Origin of the sequence: Xanthomonas sp. LMG 12460, assembly GCF_009192895.1 — a bacterium.
Lineage (GTDB): Bacteria > Pseudomonadota > Gammaproteobacteria > Xanthomonadales > Xanthomonadaceae > Xanthomonas_A > Xanthomonas_A sontii.
Map to the genome: position 1 here is coordinate 1 of NZ_NKUH01000058.1, position 14,445 is coordinate 14,445.

Below are 14,445 nucleotides of genomic sequence, written 5' to 3' on the forward strand. Positions count from 1 at the left end.
AGGGGTTGGGGTGAGGGTGCGACAGCCAGCGAAGCCAGCAAGGACCGGCATTGCCAACCGCCACCGCTCCTACGACTCCCTGCTTTCCACAGCCGAACGGCTGGTCATCCCCACTCCCGAATCCCCGCCACTCAACGGCATGCCTGCGTGATCCACCGGAATCGGCGCATAGTCCTCGCCGAACGCCACTTCGCCCGGCGTCCACCCTGAGCGGCGTCGCACCGCACCCCAGAAGCGCTTGAGCCCTTCCCACTGCAGCGCCACCAGGCCCAGCTCGTTGTCGCGGTCCACCATCGGGTCGCCCACGCCGGTCGGCCGCACCGGCTCGCCATACAGCGCGGTGCCGAACAGCACGTCCCAGAACGCGAACACCTGGCCGAAGTTGCAGTTGTGCAAGCCGGGTCGCTCCGGGTCCACGCGCATGTGGTGCAGGCGGTGGAACGGCGGATCGACCAAGATCTTGTCGAGCACCGGACCGAAGCCGAACCGGGTGTTGGCGTGCGACAGGTTCTGCACCAGCTCGCCGAGCAGCATCAGCCAGGCGAACTCGTCGGCCTCGATGCCGAACGCGATGCCCACCGCGGCCAGCACGAACGATTGCAGCATGCCGTCCAGGTAGTTGCTGCGGTCGTTGGCCCAGCAGCTGAGCTGGCGCTGGCTGTGGTGCATGCTGTGCATCGCCCACCACCACGGCATCCAGTGCTGCACCCGGTGCATCCAGTAGTAGGTGAAGTCGTAGGCCAGGTAGTACAGCGCGAACAGCACCAGCGGATGCTGGTCCAGCCACGGCCACAGATGGCGCAGGCCGGTCTCCGGCGCCGCCGCGGCGTTGGGGTCGGCGCCGCCCAGCGCGTTCACCACCGGGGTCAGGATCAGGAACGAGAACAGCGGGAACACCCCGATCAGCATCAACCAGGTGTAGTGGAAGTCGATCCGCGCCAGCCGCCGATGTTCCCAGCGCTCGGCCGGCCACAGGCTCTCCAGCGGCCGGAACAGCACACCGATGATGGACAGTTGCAGCGCGGCCACCAGCAGCGAGGCGGCGATGTCGTGCGGATCGTCGCTGAGTCCGGTCAGGTGCAGCGCCGCCAGCAGCGGCGCCACCGCATGGCTGGCGACCAGGTCGACCAGCGTGGACCAGGCGTGGGCAATGGACGAGACCAGGGCGATGACAGGCATGCGGAGACGGCGATGGAGGCGCGACGGCCGGCGCGACAGCATGCGGCCGCTGGCTTTCGCCAAGCTGTCCACGCCGGCCGATGCCGGCCACGCGCGGTCGTGCTAGTGCGTCGCGACGGCGTCGGGTCGCCGGCTCGGCAGCAGCGCGGCGACGATGCCCAGCAGCGGCAGGAACGACATCACCTGGTACACGAAGACGATGCCGCGATGGTCGGCGAGCAGGCCCAGCACCGCCGCGCCCAGCCCGCCCATGCCGAAGGCGAAGCCGAAGAACAGCCCGGAGATGGTGCCGATGCGCCCGGGCATCATTTCCTGCGCATACACCAGGATCGCCGAGAACGCCGAGGACAGCACGAAGCCGATCAGCACGGTCAACGCGGTGGCCGCATGCAGGCCCACGTGCGGCAGCGCCAGCGCGAACGGCGCCACGCCCAGGATCGACACCCAGATCACCGGCTTGCGGCCGATGCGGTCGCCGACCGGGCCGCCGATCAGCGTGCCCAGCGCCGAGGCCAACAGGAACGCGAACAGGTGCAGCTGCGCACTCTGCACCGAGATGCCGAAGCGCTGGATCAGGTAGAACGTGTAGTAGCTGCTCAGGCCGGCGATGTAGAAATACTTGGAGAAGATCAGCAGCAGCAGGATGCCGACGATGCGCACCACCGTGGCGCGCGGCAGCGCCGGCACCGCGGCGACCGGCCGCGGCGTCGCGCGCGCGGCCTGCAGGTGCAGCGCGTACCAGCGCCCGACGTAGGACAACAGGGCGATGCCGAGCAACGCCGCGCCGCCGAACCAGGCCACGCTGTGGCGGCCGTTGGGCACGATCACCGCTGCGGCGATCAGCGGCCCCAGCGCGGTGCCGGTATTGCCGCCGACCTGGAACACCGACTGGGCCAGACCATGGCGGCCGCCCGAGGCCAGCCGCGCGATGCGCGAGGATTCGGGATGGAAGATCGCCGAGCCGATCCCGACCAAGGCCGCCGCCAGCAACACCATGCCGAAGCTCGGCGCATAGGCCAGCAGCAACAGCCCGCACAGGGTGGAACTCATGCCCATCGGCAGCGAATACGGCGCCGGCCGGCGATCGGTGCGCAGCCCGATCAGCGGCTGGAACAGCGAGGCGGTGATCTGGTACGTGAGGGTGATCAGGCCGACCTGGGCGAAGCTGAGCTGGAACTGGCCCTTGAGCACTGGATACAGCGCCAGGATCAGCGACTGCATCATGTCGTTGATCAGGTGCGAGGAGGTGATCGCGGCCAGAACGCCGGACGCGACCTTGCGCGGGGCGACGGGAGCGGCGGGAGCGGCAGCGACGGGCACGGCAGGGCGCAGCGTGGACATGGCGGGACGGGCATTGCCGGGAGTGCGTGCATGGTAGGCTGCCCTGCCCCGACCTTCTTGCGCGACATGCCCAGCAACCATCGCAAAAAGGACATGTTGGTGCCGCGCGCCGGCCGCAATGCGGACGACGCGCCCGCCGACGTGGTGTGCAAGGCCGTCGACTACCCGCCCGACAGCGCCATCGCCCCGCACCGGCATGCGCGTCATCAGTTGATCTACGCGGTGTCCGGCCTGATGGTGGTGCGGTCAGGCCAGGGCCACTGGGTGGTGCCGAGCACGCGCGCGCTGTGGATCCCCGCCGGCACCGAGCACAGCGTGCGCTGGATCGGCGTCCTGCGCATGCGCAGCCTGTACATCCGCCCCGCCGCCATCGCCGGCATGCCAGACACGCCGACGGTGATGGCGGTGGAGCCGCTGCTGGAAGCACTGATCCGCAGCGCCGCGGAGATCCCCTGGGACCACGCCGCCGACTCGCGCGACGGGCGGCTGATGCGGCTGATCCTGGACGAACTGCATGCCCTGCCGGCGCTGCCGCTGTACCTGCCGCAGCCGCGCGATCCGCGCCTGCTGCGCATCGCCGCCGCGCTCGACGCCGACCCGGCCGCTCCCACCACGCTGCACGCCTGGGCCGCGGCGCTGGGTGTGGACGTCAAGACCATCCAGCGCCTGTGCCAACGCGAACTGCAGATGCGCTTCGGCCAGTGGCGCCAGCAACTGCGCCTGCTGCGCGGGCTCGAACGGCTGGCCGCCGGCGACCGCATCATCGACGTGGCGTTGGAACTGGGCTACGACAGCCCCAGCGCGTTCACCGCCATGTTCAAGCGCCAGTTCGGGCAGCCGCCGAGCCAGTTCTTCCGCTGAGCAGGCGTGCAGCCCGCGGCGTGGCTCAGGCCTGCGCCAGCGCCTGCTGCAGGTCGGCGAGCAGGTCGTCGATGTGCTCGATGCCCACCGATAGCCGCACCGTATCCTCGCTGACGCCGCTGCGCTGCAATTCCTCGGGCGAGAGCTGGCGATGCGTGGTGGACGCCGGATGCGTGGCCAGCGACTTGGCGTCGCCGATGTTGACCAGGCGGGTGAACAGTTGCAGCGCATCGAGGAAGCGCGCGCCGGCGGCGCGGCCGCCGCGCAGGCCGAAGGTCAGCACGCCCGAGCCGTGGCCGCGCAGGTACTTTTGCGCCAGCGCGTGCTCGGGATGGTCCGGTAGGCCGGCGTAGTTGACCCACTCCACCTTGGCCTCGCCCTGCAGGTGCCGCGCCAGCGCCAGCGTGTTCTGGTTGATCCGGTCCATGCGCAGCGGCAACGTCTCGATGCCCTGCAGGATCTGGAACGCGTTGAACGGCGACAGCGCCGCGCCGGTGTTGCGCAGCGGCACCACCCGCGCGCGGCCGATGTAGGCGGCCTCGCCCAGCGCCTCGGTGTAGACCACGCCGTGGTAGCTCACGTCCGGCTCGTTGAGGCGGCGGAAGCGCTGCGCGTGCGCCGCCCACGGGAAGCGCCCGGAATCGACGATCGCCCCGCCCAGGCTGGTGCCGTGGCCGCCCAGGTACTTGGTCAGCGAATGCACCACGATGTCGGCGCCGAAGTCGAACGGCCGCAGCAGGTACGGCGTGGGCACGGTGTTGTCGACGATCAGCGGCACGCCATGCGCGTGGGCGATGGCGGCCACCGCTTCCAGGTCGGTGACGTTGCCGCGCGGATTGCCGATCGACTCCACGAAGATGGCCTTGGTGCGCTCGTCGATCAGTCCGGCGAAGGCACCGGGATCGCGATAGTCGGCGAAGCGGGTCTGGATGCCGGACAGCGGCAGCGTATGCGCGAACAGGTTGTAGGTGCCGCCGTACAGCGCACTGGAGGAAACGATGTTGTCGCCGGCCTCGGCGATGGTCTGGATGGCATAGGTCACCGCCGCCTGCCCGGAGGCCACCGCCAGCGCGCCGATGCCGCCTTCCAGCGCGGCGATGCGCTGCTCCAGCACGTCGGTGGTGGGGTTCATGATGCGGCTGTAGATGTTGCCCTGCACTTTCAGGTCGAACAGGTCGGCGCCGTGCTGGGTGTCGTCGAAGGCATAGGCCACGGTCTGGTAGATCGGCACCGCCACCGCGCGGGTGGTGGGATCGGGACGGTAGCCGCCGTGCACGGCGATGGTTTCCAGCTTCCAGTTCGGGTCGGACATGGACGGATCTCGGCAAGAGGAGCCGAGACGATAGCGCCCTGCGTGGCAGCGAATGCAAACCCGCGGTTATGAGGCCATGACGCCGGGTTGTCAGCCCACCCGGCGCGGACGGCGCGCGGGCACCCGGTATGATGGGCCGGCCAGCCCGCCGGGATGCTCACCCGATGCAACGCGCCGCCATCCGCTCGATCCTGCTGCTGCTCTTCGCCCTGCCAGCGTTCGCGCGGGCCGCGCCGCCGCCGTTCTATGCGATGGAACAGTGGAGCCAGCCCTACACCTGCGAGGCGCAGCACCAGCGCTATCTCGCCGATCCCGAACAGGATTCCAGCGTGCCCGCGCGCGTCATGATGCAACGCTACCTCGACGTGCTCGACGCGGTGATCGCTGGCGACGAGGCGACGTTGACGTTGCGCCATCTCTGCGATCGGTTCGACCTGGATTTTTTCCCCGGCATGCTGCCGCCGCCGTATGCCGAACCGTGGAATCCCTCGCCGCCGCCACCGGTCGGCAACGTCTTCACTGCTTCCGTCGACGCCGCCGGCATGGCGTTCACGCAAGAAGTCGAAGCGAAGTACTTGCCCGACCAGGTCTCGCTCTCGCTTTCCATCAGTTCCAAGGAGGATGCGCCCGCGGCCGCGGGCAGCGGACTCGGCTACCGCTATCGCGACATGGGCGACGCCTGCCCGCTGCGGCTCGGGCAACTGGCCGACAGGCTGGCCGCCGCCGGATTCTCGAAAGAGTATTTCGCTGTGGAGCCGCCGCCCCCGCAATACGCCGCCACCGACTTTGGCGTCGGCGCCAGTTTCCAGCGCGACAACCTTGCCGTGAGCGCCTCGCTGCAAGGCAAGTTCGTAGCGCAACGCGCCCACCCCGAGGCGGCCTGCTTGGCAGGCATCACGTTGTCCCTGAAGAAATAGGCGCACGCACTGCTGCCGGAGGGAACGCCGACCTTGGCGCGCCGATCCGTCGCGGCATGCAGCGCGCCATGGGCCAACAGCCAGGCACGCAACGCCTCGGCATCGACATAGCCCTCGGCACGCAGGCCCAAGGCGCACGCAGCATCGACGTTGATCGTCGCATCGTCGACGATCAAGGCCGCGTCCGCCTTTACGCCGAGCCGCGCCAGTGCATGCAGGAAGATCGCCGGCTCGGGTTTGATCGCACCGACCTCGCTGGAATTCACCACCGCATCGAACGCGTCGGCGATGCCGAGCGCCTGCAGGTCGTGCGACAGGCGCGAGGTGGCGTTGCTCAGCAGCACCACGGGCATGCGCTGGCGCACCTGACGCAGCAGCGCCAGCACCGGCGGGTTGAGCCGCGCCGCCGTCGGCGCGGACCAGGCGTCGACCAAGGCCGCAACGTCGGCCCCGTGCGCGAGCGCGGCGAGGCGCGCGGCCACCTCGGCCCGCCATTGCGCATCGAGCGTCGCACCGCGAATCGCCGGCTCCAGCAGCGCCGGCGCGAATGCCACCGCGCGCAGACTGCCCGGCGGCACGCCGTGCGCGCGCTCCAGCGCCGCATCGTCGTCGGGCCACAGCCGCAGCACTCCGTCCATGTCCACCAGCAGGGCGCGCGCCGCCGACACAGCGGAACGCGCCTGCGCGATGGAACCCATCAGGCCTTCTCGAACACCAGCTTGCCGCCCTCGGCCTCGACCTTGATGGTGTCGCCGCTGACAAACTGCCCGGACAGGATCTGCTGCGCCAGCGGGTTCTCCAGTTGCGCCTGGATCGCACGCTTCAGCGGGCGCGCACCGTACACCGGGTCGAAGCCGACGTTGCCGAGCAGCTCCAGCGCGCGGTCGCCCAACTCGATCTTCAGCCCGCGCTCGGCCAGGCGCTTCTCCAGACCATGCAGTTGGATGCGCGCGATCGACTTGATCTGCGCCTTGTCCAGCGGATGGAACACCACGATGTCGTCCAGGCGGTTGATGAACTCCGGGCGGAAATGCGCCTGCACCACGCCCATCACCGCCGCCTTCATCTGCGTGTAGGCCTCGGCGCTGCCGTCGCCGCTCAGCTCCTGGATCTGATGCGAACCCAGGTTGGAGGTCATCACGATGACGGTGTTGCGGAAGTCCACGGTGCGCCCCTGGCCATCGGTGAGGCGGCCGTCGTCGAGCACCTGCAGCAGGATGTTGAACACGTCGCTGTGCGCCTTCTCGACTTCGTCGAGCAGGATCAGCGAATACGGCCGACGCCGCACCGCCTCCGTCAGGTAGCCGCCTTCCTCATAGCCGACATAGCCCGGAGGCGCACCGATCAGCCGCGCCACCGAGTGCTTCTCCATGAACTCGCTCATGTCGATGCGGATCATCGCGTCGCTGCTGTCGAACAGGAACTCGGCCAGCGCCTTGCACAGCTCGGTCTTGCCGACGCCGGTGGGGCCCAGGAACAGGAACGAGCCGCTGGGCCGGTTCGGATCGGACAGACCGGCGCGCGAGCGGCGCACCGCGTCGGACACCACCTTGATCGCCTCTTCCTGACCGACCACACGCTGGTGCAGCTCGTCCTCCATGCGCAGCAGCTTGTCGCGCTCGCCCTCAAGCATCTTGTTGACCGGGATGCCGGTCCAGCGCGACACCACCTCGGCGATCTCCTCGGCGGTGACGCGGTCCTGCACCAGCTTGAAGTCGTGCTGTTCGGCCTCGTTGGCCGCGGCCAGCTGCTTCTCCAGGTTCGGCAGCAGGCCGTACTGGATCTCGCTCATCTTGGCGTAGTCCTGGCGCCGCTGCGCCGCTTCCAGCTCGACGCGCGCCTGCTCGATCTGCTCCTTGATCTTGGTCGCGCCCTGCAGCGCGGCCTTCTCCGACTTCCACACCTCGTCCAGATCGGAGAACTCGCGCTCGAGCTTGTCGATGTCGCTCTCCAGGTCGGCCAGGCGCTGCCGCGAGGCCTCGTCCTTCTCCTTCTTCAGCATCTCGCGCTGGATCTTGAGCTGGATCAGGCGCCGCTCCAGGCGGTCCAGTTCCTCCGGCTTGGAGTCGATCTCCATGCGGATGCGGCTGGCCGCTTCGTCCATCAGGTCGATGGCCTTGTCCGGCAACTGGCGGTCGGTGATGTAGCGATTGGACAGCGTGGCCGCGGCGACGATCGCCGGGTCGGTGATCTCCACGCCGTGGTGCACCGCATAGCGCTCCTTGAGCCCGCGCAGGATGGCGATGGTGTCCTCCACGCTCGGCTCGCCGACGAACACCTTCTGGAAGCGCCGCTCCAGCGCCGCGTCCTTCTCGATGTACTTGCGGTACTCGTCGAGGGTGGTGGCGCCAATGCAGTGCAGTTCGCCGCGCGCCAGCGCCGGCTTGAGCATGTTGCCCGCGTCCATGGCGCCATCGGCCTTGCCGGCGCCGACCATGGTGTGCAGTTCGTCGATGAACAGGATGATCTGGCCCTCGTTCTTGGACAGATCGTTGAGTACGCCCTTGAGCCGCTCCTCGAACTCGCCGCGGAACTTGGCGCCGGCGATCAGCGCGCCCATGTCCAGCGACAGCACGCGCTTGCCGCGCAGGCCTTCGGGCACTTCGCCGTTGACGATGCGCTGGGCCAGGCCCTCGACGATGGCGGTCTTGCCGACGCCGGGCTCGCCGATCAGCACCGGGTTGTTCTTGGTACGCCGCTGCAGCACCTGCACGGTGCGGCGGATTTCCTCGTCGCGGCCGATCACCGGATCGAGCTTGCCGCTCTCGGCGCGCGCGGTGAGGTCGATGGTGTACTTCTCCAGCGCCTGGCGCTGTTCCTCGGCTTTCTCCGATTGCACGGTCTCGCCGCCGCGCAGCTTGTCGATGGCGGCCTCGAGCTTCTTCTTGTCGGCACCGGCCGCACGCAGCGCCAGGCCCAACGGGCCGCCGTCGTCGGCCGCGGCCAGCACGAACCACTCGCTGGCGATGAACTGGTCGTTGTGCTGCTGCGCCAGCTTGTCGGTCTGGTTGAGCAGGCGGCTGAGGTCGTTGCCCATCGACACGTTGCCGGGCTGGCCGCTGACCTTGGGCAGCTTGTCCAGCGCCTCGCCCAGGCGCTCGCGCAGCACCGGCACGTTGACGCCGGCCTGGGCCAGCAACGGCCGGGTGCTGCCGCCGGCCTGGTCGAGCAGCGCAACGAACACGTGCACCGGCTCGATGATGGTGTGGTCGCGGCCCACGGCCAGCGACTGCGCGTCGGCCAGGGCCTGCTGGAAGCGCGAGGTGAGCTTGTCCATCCGCATCGGGAAGTCCTCTGAAGGAAAGGGCCGGCCGTGCCGGCATGCCAGCAAAATGCGGCTGTCTACCCCTGTTTCAAGGCCGTCCGCGACGTCTGTATACACCTCGCGGGACGGCGGCGACGCGACGTGACGTCCGCCGCACTCCGGTGCCAGACAGTCACACGCCGCTACCGCAACGGCGGCTACCCTCGGCGCTCCCGTCCCCACGCACAGGCCCCGCCATGCACTACGAGCTGTACTACTGGACCGGCATCCAGGGCCGCGGCGAGTTCGTGCGGCTGGCGCTGGAGGATGCCGGCGCCGGCTATCGCGACGTGGCGCGCGAGCAGGGCGATGCTGCGATGCAGCCCTTCCTCGACGGCGCCCATGCCGGCGCACGCCCGTTCGCGCCGCCGTTCCTCAAGGCCGGCCGGCTGGTGATCGCCCAGGTCGCCAACATCCTGCACTACCTCGGCCCGCCGCTGGGCCTGGTGCCGGACAGCGACTCGCGGCGGCTGCAGGCCCTGCAACTGCAGTTGACCATCGCCGACCTGGTTGCCGAGGTCCACGACAGCCACCATCCCATCGCCAGCGCGCTGTACTACGAGGACCAGCAAGCCGAAGCGCGGCGGCGCGCCGAAGACCTGCGCAAGCAGCGGCTGCCGAAGTTCCTGGGCTATTTCGAACAGGTGCTGGACCAGGGCGGCGGGCGCCACGTGCTGCGCGAGCATTCCTACGTGGACCTGTCGCTGTTCCAGCTGATGAGCGGGCTGGACTACGCCTTCCCGCAGGCGATGAAAAAACTCTCGCCGAAGCTGCCACGGCTGCGCGCGCTGCAGCAGCGCGTGTGCGAGCGCCCGGGCATCGCCGCCTACCTGGCCTCGCCGCGGCGCCTGCCGTTCAACGAGAACGGCATCTTCCGGCATTACCCGGAGTTGGATGGCTGAGCGAGGCTGGACGTCCGGTATCGGCGTGCCACGTCCGTTGAAAAACCGCCGTCATGCCGTGGTGATCTATGGTGTAGCGCGTCGGGACTGAAGTCCCTCCCACAAGGGCGCTTCAGGCGTGGCCATAGGCGCTTTCCCGCATGAGTGGCTCGAGGTGGCCTCGGGCCGCTCCTGCCAAAAACAAAAAGCCCGCATGACGCGGCACGCGCCTCGCGTCTGGCTCAGGTCCGCGTCAGCGCCTCGCGCACCGCACGCAACTGCGCCTTGACCGCGGCGGCCTGGGTCGGGCCCATGCGCAACAGCGCCTTCTGGCCGATCGACAGCGATTCCAGCGCCGGATCCACGAAGCGGTACTTGCCGCGCACCGGATCCATCTCCACCGCGAGCGGCGCGGTCGGCGTCGGGGTCTGCAACAGGTGGTCGATCACCTGCACCAAGCGATCGTTGAAGTAGCCCTGTGGATAGCCCAACTCCACATAAGCCTGCTGGAACAGCGGATAGAAGCGGCGATAGGCCGCAACCGCCGTGCCCGGATCGGCCCTGGTGAACGCCTCCACGTAGGGCGCATAACGCTGTGCATTGGTGTCGGCGATGACGCTGGCGCCGCTGGCATCGGTGCTCACCTGCAACTCGCCCGGCACCTGCTTGAGCGCCAGGGAGCGGGCCGTGACGCGGCGCTGGGTCAGGTTGTCGACCATGGTCACCAGGCGCTGGATCAGGTGGTCGCGCAGCAGCAGCGCCAGCGGTGCGTCGCCGCCGGCCAGCGCGCTAAGTGCAGACCAGGCCGCATCGTCGCTGGCGGCCAGGGCCGGAATCGCCGCGTCGGCGGCTTCCGCTGCATCGATCGGGTGCTGTATCGGCGGCGGCGTTGCCGCCGCGGCAGGCGTGTCAGGCGTTGTCGGCGCGGCCGCGGCGGGCGGCGGCGCGACCGCGGCAGGTGAGGGCGCAGCGGCGGGCCACAGCGCGGCGATGTTGTCGCGGAACAACCAGGCCGCGGCAGCGGCCACCAGCACGGCGACCAGGATCCACGGCCAGAACGAGTGACGCGGCTGCATGGGATGCACATCTCCATCGGACAATGGAGGTGTGACCGCCGCGATGCGCACCGGTTCCAGCGCGGGACGGCCGGCGTTCAGCCTAGATGCACGCCTTGCGCGAGGCGCCAGCGCCCCACCAGCGCCGCGTACGCGACCATTACCCCTGCGGGCCTGCGGCAAAGGCGATGCGCGCACCGACCCAGGCTGCGACCAGCGCCGCCGCGACGCGGTCGGCCTGCGCCGCCGGCATTGCCTTGTGCGCGATCATCCATTGCGCCGCGGCAGCGCGCGCCGGCTGCAAGGCCGCCAGTGCCGCCTTGCGATCGGCCTGCGGCCACACGCTCGCGTCGTGCCACGCGGCGATGGCGGCGGCCGGATCGCCGGGCGGCTCGGCGCCCTTGGGCTGTTTCAGCAACAACAAGGGCGACACCGTGGCCCGCAACGACAGCACCCGCCATGCGGCGAAATCGGCGTAGCGCATCGTGCCGGCGTCGTCGGACACGCGATCCACCAGGCTGCCGAACGCCTGCTGCAATCGCGTCCATGCGGGTTGATCGAACAGGCCGGGCAACGGCTGGCAGATCGGTGCGGAAAGATCGCGACTGGAGCCGTACAGCGGGCCCATGGCGTCGTAGGCCGCCTCGCCCTGCGCGGCGAACACGAAACAATGCACGTAGGGACGCGGATTCGGCTGCGTGGCCGCATCCGGCGTATAGCCGCTGCGTTCGATCCACAGCCGCAACAGGGTGAGGTCGCGCGCTTCCCCGGCCTGTCGGCTGCTCGGCTCGGACGTGTCGAGCAGCCCGGCGGACACCCCGTCGCGCTGGCGCAGCGCGGCGCTTGCGGACGCGAACCGGGCACGCGCTTCGGCCGCCTCCACCCCGGCCGCCGGCACGAAGCGATGCAGGTACACCAGCCAGGCCGAGGCCAGACCGCCATCGTAGGCGCGCAGTTGCGCCGCCGCCGCGGCCGGCGTGGCGGGAATGCTGGCGACGATGCGGTCGAAGCGCGCCGCCTGCGGCGCGAATTCGGCGTCCAGCGCGCGCGCCCGCGCCTCCATCCGCTGTTTCAGGCACGCTCCCGGATCGGTCTCGGCCAGGCAGTGCTGGCGCTGCGCCAGCCAGTCGCGTTGCGCGTTGCGCACGCCAGGCCGCTGCGCCGCCGGGACCACCTCGCGCAGCGCCGCATAGCGCAGGGCCAGCCATTCTTCCGTGGCGTCCAATCGCTTGTCCGTGCACAACAGTCGCTCCACCGCCGTGGTGGCCTTGCTGCAGTCGAACGACACCGCGCCGGCCTCGGGCATCCAGCCCAGTGCCAGCAGCAGTGCCAGCGCGCGCACGCGCAGGCCAGGGCAAGCGTTCATGCCATCCTCCTCTCGTGCATCGTTGCGATCCCGGCACCGATTGTCGCGCAGCCGTCAGTCCACCAGCACCGCGCGCGGCTTCTGCAACGACAGCAGGCCGAGCAGCGCGGCCAGCACCAGGTAGCCGCCGACGAACTGCCAGGCGATCAGCTTCGGCACGCCGCTCAGCGTCCACGGCAGGTACAGGCCGCCGCGCGGGTCCACCGAATGGATCAGCCCGAACAGGGTCAGCCCGGCCGCCACCAGCAGGAACACGGCGGCACGGCGCAGGCGGCCGTCCACCATCGCCGCCACTGCGGCGATCCACAGCATCGCGGTGATGATGAAGCCGTTGCCCAGGGTCAGGATCACCGCCAGCTCGGGCAGGCCGTGGCCGTCGAGCGTGGTCGTGAGTTTGGCCAGTTGCTCCGGGGCGATCCAGCCAGGCGCCTTGATCGCCAGCAGGTACGCCACCGACGGCAGGAAGCCCAGCACCATCGCCCCGGCGTGGCGCTTGGGCGTGGCCTGGAAGGCCTGGGTGGTGATGTCGATGGCGACGTAGACGATGATCGGCGCCAGCACCGCCATCGGCAGCCACTGCACCAGGCCGGCGACCAGCCCGAACATGCCGCCCAGGCCGATGAACAGGCCGGTGAGCAAGGTGTAGCCGCTGCGCGCGCCCATGTGCTTGTAGGCCGGCTGGCCGATGTACGGCGTGGTCTGGGCGACGCCGCCGCAGACACCGGCGATCAGGGTTGCGCCGGCCTCGACCAGCAGGATGTCGCGGGTGCGGTAGTCGTCGCCGGCGGCGCGTGCGCTCTCGCTGACGTTGATGCCGCCCACCACCATCAGCAGGCCGAAAGGCAGCAGCAACGGCAGCAGCGGCACCGTGTCGGCCAGGCCGGCGACGAACCCCAGGCTCGGCCACGGCAACACCAGCTGCGGCGCGCTCCATGGCGGCGCTTGGTGGCCGGGAATGCCGATCCCCGCGGCGTTGGCCCAGTAGTACAGGCCGGTACCCAACGCCAGCGCCAGCGGCACCCCCGGCAGGCGCCACGGCAACCGCCCCTTGGCGATCAGCACGTACAGCAGCAGGCCCAACACCACCAGCCCGACCAGCGGCGTGCGCAGCGTCTCCAGCAGCGGCAGGAAGCCCATCAACACGATGGCGATGCCGGCGATGGAGCCGAGCAGCGCGGCGCGCGGCAAGGCGCGGGTGACCGCATCGCCGAAGAACGACAGCACCGTCTTCAGCGCGCCCATCACCACCAGCGACGCCATGCCCAGGTGCCAGGTGGCCAGCGCCGCGGCCTGCGGGTCCAGGCCCTGCTGCTTGTAGCGCACGAACGCCGGGCCGAGCACCAGCAGCGCCATGCCGATGCTGGTCGGCGCATCCAGGCCCAGCGGCATCGCGGTGACGTCGCTGCGCCCGCTGCGCGCGGCCAGCCGCCGCGCCATCCAGGTGTAGAGCAGGTTGCCGACCAGCACGCCGAAGGCGGTGCCGGGAATCATCCGGGTGTAGATGACCTCGACAGGGAACTGGAACAGGCCGACCAGCGCCAGGGTGATGAAGCCGAGGATCGACAGGTTGTCGACCACCAGGCCGAAGAAGCCGTTGAGGTCGCCGGCGACGAACCAACGCGGACGCGGCGAGACAGGAGCGGGAGTGGACATGCGGGCAGTGGCGGCGTTGGGGGTCGAGGGATGGTAAGGGCAAGCGGCACCGTCGGATCGGTGCACGCGCAGGATGCCGTTTTCCGGCGACGGCGCGCCGCGGCGCTACAGCGGCAGATGCAGGAACTGGTTGAACGCGCTCGGCACGTAATCGCCGAACGCCGGCCCGTTGCGGAAGCCGCGCCGGCGATACAACGCCAGCGCCGGCGCGAACGCCGCGCCGCTGCCGGTTTCCAGGCTCAGCCGCTGCAGGCCTTCGGCGCGGGCGACCGCGATCAGATGGTCGAGCAGCGCCGCGGCCGCGCCCTGGCGCAGGAACGCCGGATGCGTGCGCATCGACTTCAGCTCGCCGCTGCCCTCGCCAAGCACCCGCAGCGCGCCGACCGCGGCCAGCGCCTCGTCGCGCCACACGCTCCACACCCGCACCTGCGGCTGCCTCAGACCCGACAGGTCCAACGCATACACGCTGCCCGGCGGCGACTGCGCCTGCATCTGCTGCAGGTGGTACTCCAGCAGCCCGCGCACCGCCGGATCGTCCAACTCACCGGGCCGAATCACGAACGAGCCAACAGTCAC

General features: G+C 69.7%; 11 protein-coding genes. 2 read left to right on the forward strand and 9 right to left on the reverse strand.

Annotation, left to right across the window (positions count from 1 at the left end):
* Nucleotides 1-69: 69 nt before the first annotated feature.
* Complete coding sequence (locus CEK66_RS12695) at nt 70-1,179, reverse strand: sterol desaturase family protein (RefSeq protein WP_152237158.1); 1,110 nt, start codon at nt 1,177-1,179, stop codon at nt 70-72.
* A gap of 102 nt (nt 1,180-1,281) precedes the next feature.
* Complete coding sequence (locus CEK66_RS12700; protein WP_152237159.1) at nt 1,282-2,520, reverse strand: MFS transporter; 1,239 nt, start codon at nt 2,518-2,520, stop codon at nt 1,282-1,284.
* Between the two features lie 93 nt (nt 2,521-2,613).
* On the opposite strand from CEK66_RS12700, the gene CEK66_RS12705 reads away from it, so the two are divergent.
* On the forward strand, nt 2,614-3,381 hold the full coding sequence (locus tag CEK66_RS12705) for a helix-turn-helix transcriptional regulator (protein WP_226977872.1): 768 nt from the start codon (nt 2,614-2,616) through the stop codon (nt 3,379-3,381).
* A 25-nt stretch (nt 3,382-3,406) separates the two neighbouring features.
* On the opposite strand, the gene CEK66_RS12710 is transcribed toward CEK66_RS12705, so the two are convergent.
* The 3 genes from CEK66_RS12710 to clpB form a co-directional block, all read right to left on the reverse strand.
* Nucleotides 3,407-4,693: an O-acetylhomoserine aminocarboxypropyltransferase/cysteine synthase family protein gene (locus CEK66_RS12710; RefSeq protein ID WP_017917425.1), complete on the reverse strand. Its 1,287-nt coding sequence runs from the start codon at nt 4,691-4,693 to the stop codon at nt 3,407-3,409.
* A gap of 658 nt (nt 4,694-5,351) precedes the next feature.
* Entirely contained in the window at nt 5,352-6,308 is a 957-nt protein-coding gene (locus tag CEK66_RS12720; RefSeq protein WP_226978594.1) for an HAD-IA family hydrolase, read from the reverse strand.
* Complete coding sequence (clpB, locus tag CEK66_RS12725; RefSeq protein WP_152237161.1) at nt 6,308-8,893, reverse strand: ATP-dependent chaperone ClpB; 2,586 nt, start codon at nt 8,891-8,893, stop codon at nt 6,308-6,310. Before clpB ends, CEK66_RS12720 begins: the two co-directional genes overlap by 1 nt.
* A gap of 218 nt (nt 8,894-9,111) precedes the next feature.
* On the opposite strand from clpB, the gene CEK66_RS12730 reads away from it, so the two are divergent.
* Nucleotides 9,112-9,816 carry a glutathione S-transferase gene (locus CEK66_RS12730; protein ID WP_152237162.1) on the forward strand — a complete coding sequence of 235 codons (705 nt, stop codon included), beginning with the start codon at nt 9,112-9,114 and terminating at the stop codon, nt 9,814-9,816.
* 221 nt (nt 9,817-10,037) lie between these two features.
* On the opposite strand, the gene CEK66_RS12735 is transcribed toward CEK66_RS12730, so the two are convergent.
* The 4 genes from CEK66_RS12735 to CEK66_RS12750 form a co-directional block, all read right to left on the reverse strand.
* Nucleotides 10,038-10,871 carry a DUF3014 domain-containing protein gene (locus CEK66_RS12735; RefSeq protein WP_152237163.1) on the reverse strand — a complete coding sequence of 278 codons (834 nt, stop codon included), beginning with the start codon at nt 10,869-10,871 and terminating at the stop codon, nt 10,038-10,040.
* Nucleotides 10,872-11,010: 139 nt separating this feature from the next.
* Nucleotides 11,011-12,216, reverse strand: a complete 1,206-nt coding sequence (locus CEK66_RS12740; protein WP_226978595.1) for a lysozyme inhibitor LprI family protein — start codon at nt 12,214-12,216, stop codon at nt 11,011-11,013.
* Between the two features lie 54 nt (nt 12,217-12,270).
* Nucleotides 12,271-13,869, reverse strand: a complete 1,599-nt coding sequence (locus CEK66_RS12745) for a hypothetical protein (protein ID WP_152237164.1) — start codon at nt 13,867-13,869, stop codon at nt 12,271-12,273.
* A gap of 105 nt (nt 13,870-13,974) precedes the next feature.
* Nucleotides 13,975-14,427 (reverse strand): GNAT family N-acetyltransferase, encoded by a 453-nt coding sequence (locus tag CEK66_RS12750; RefSeq protein ID WP_226978596.1) that lies wholly within the window; start codon nt 14,425-14,427, stop codon nt 13,975-13,977.
* Nucleotides 14,428-14,445 lie beyond the last annotated feature (18 nt).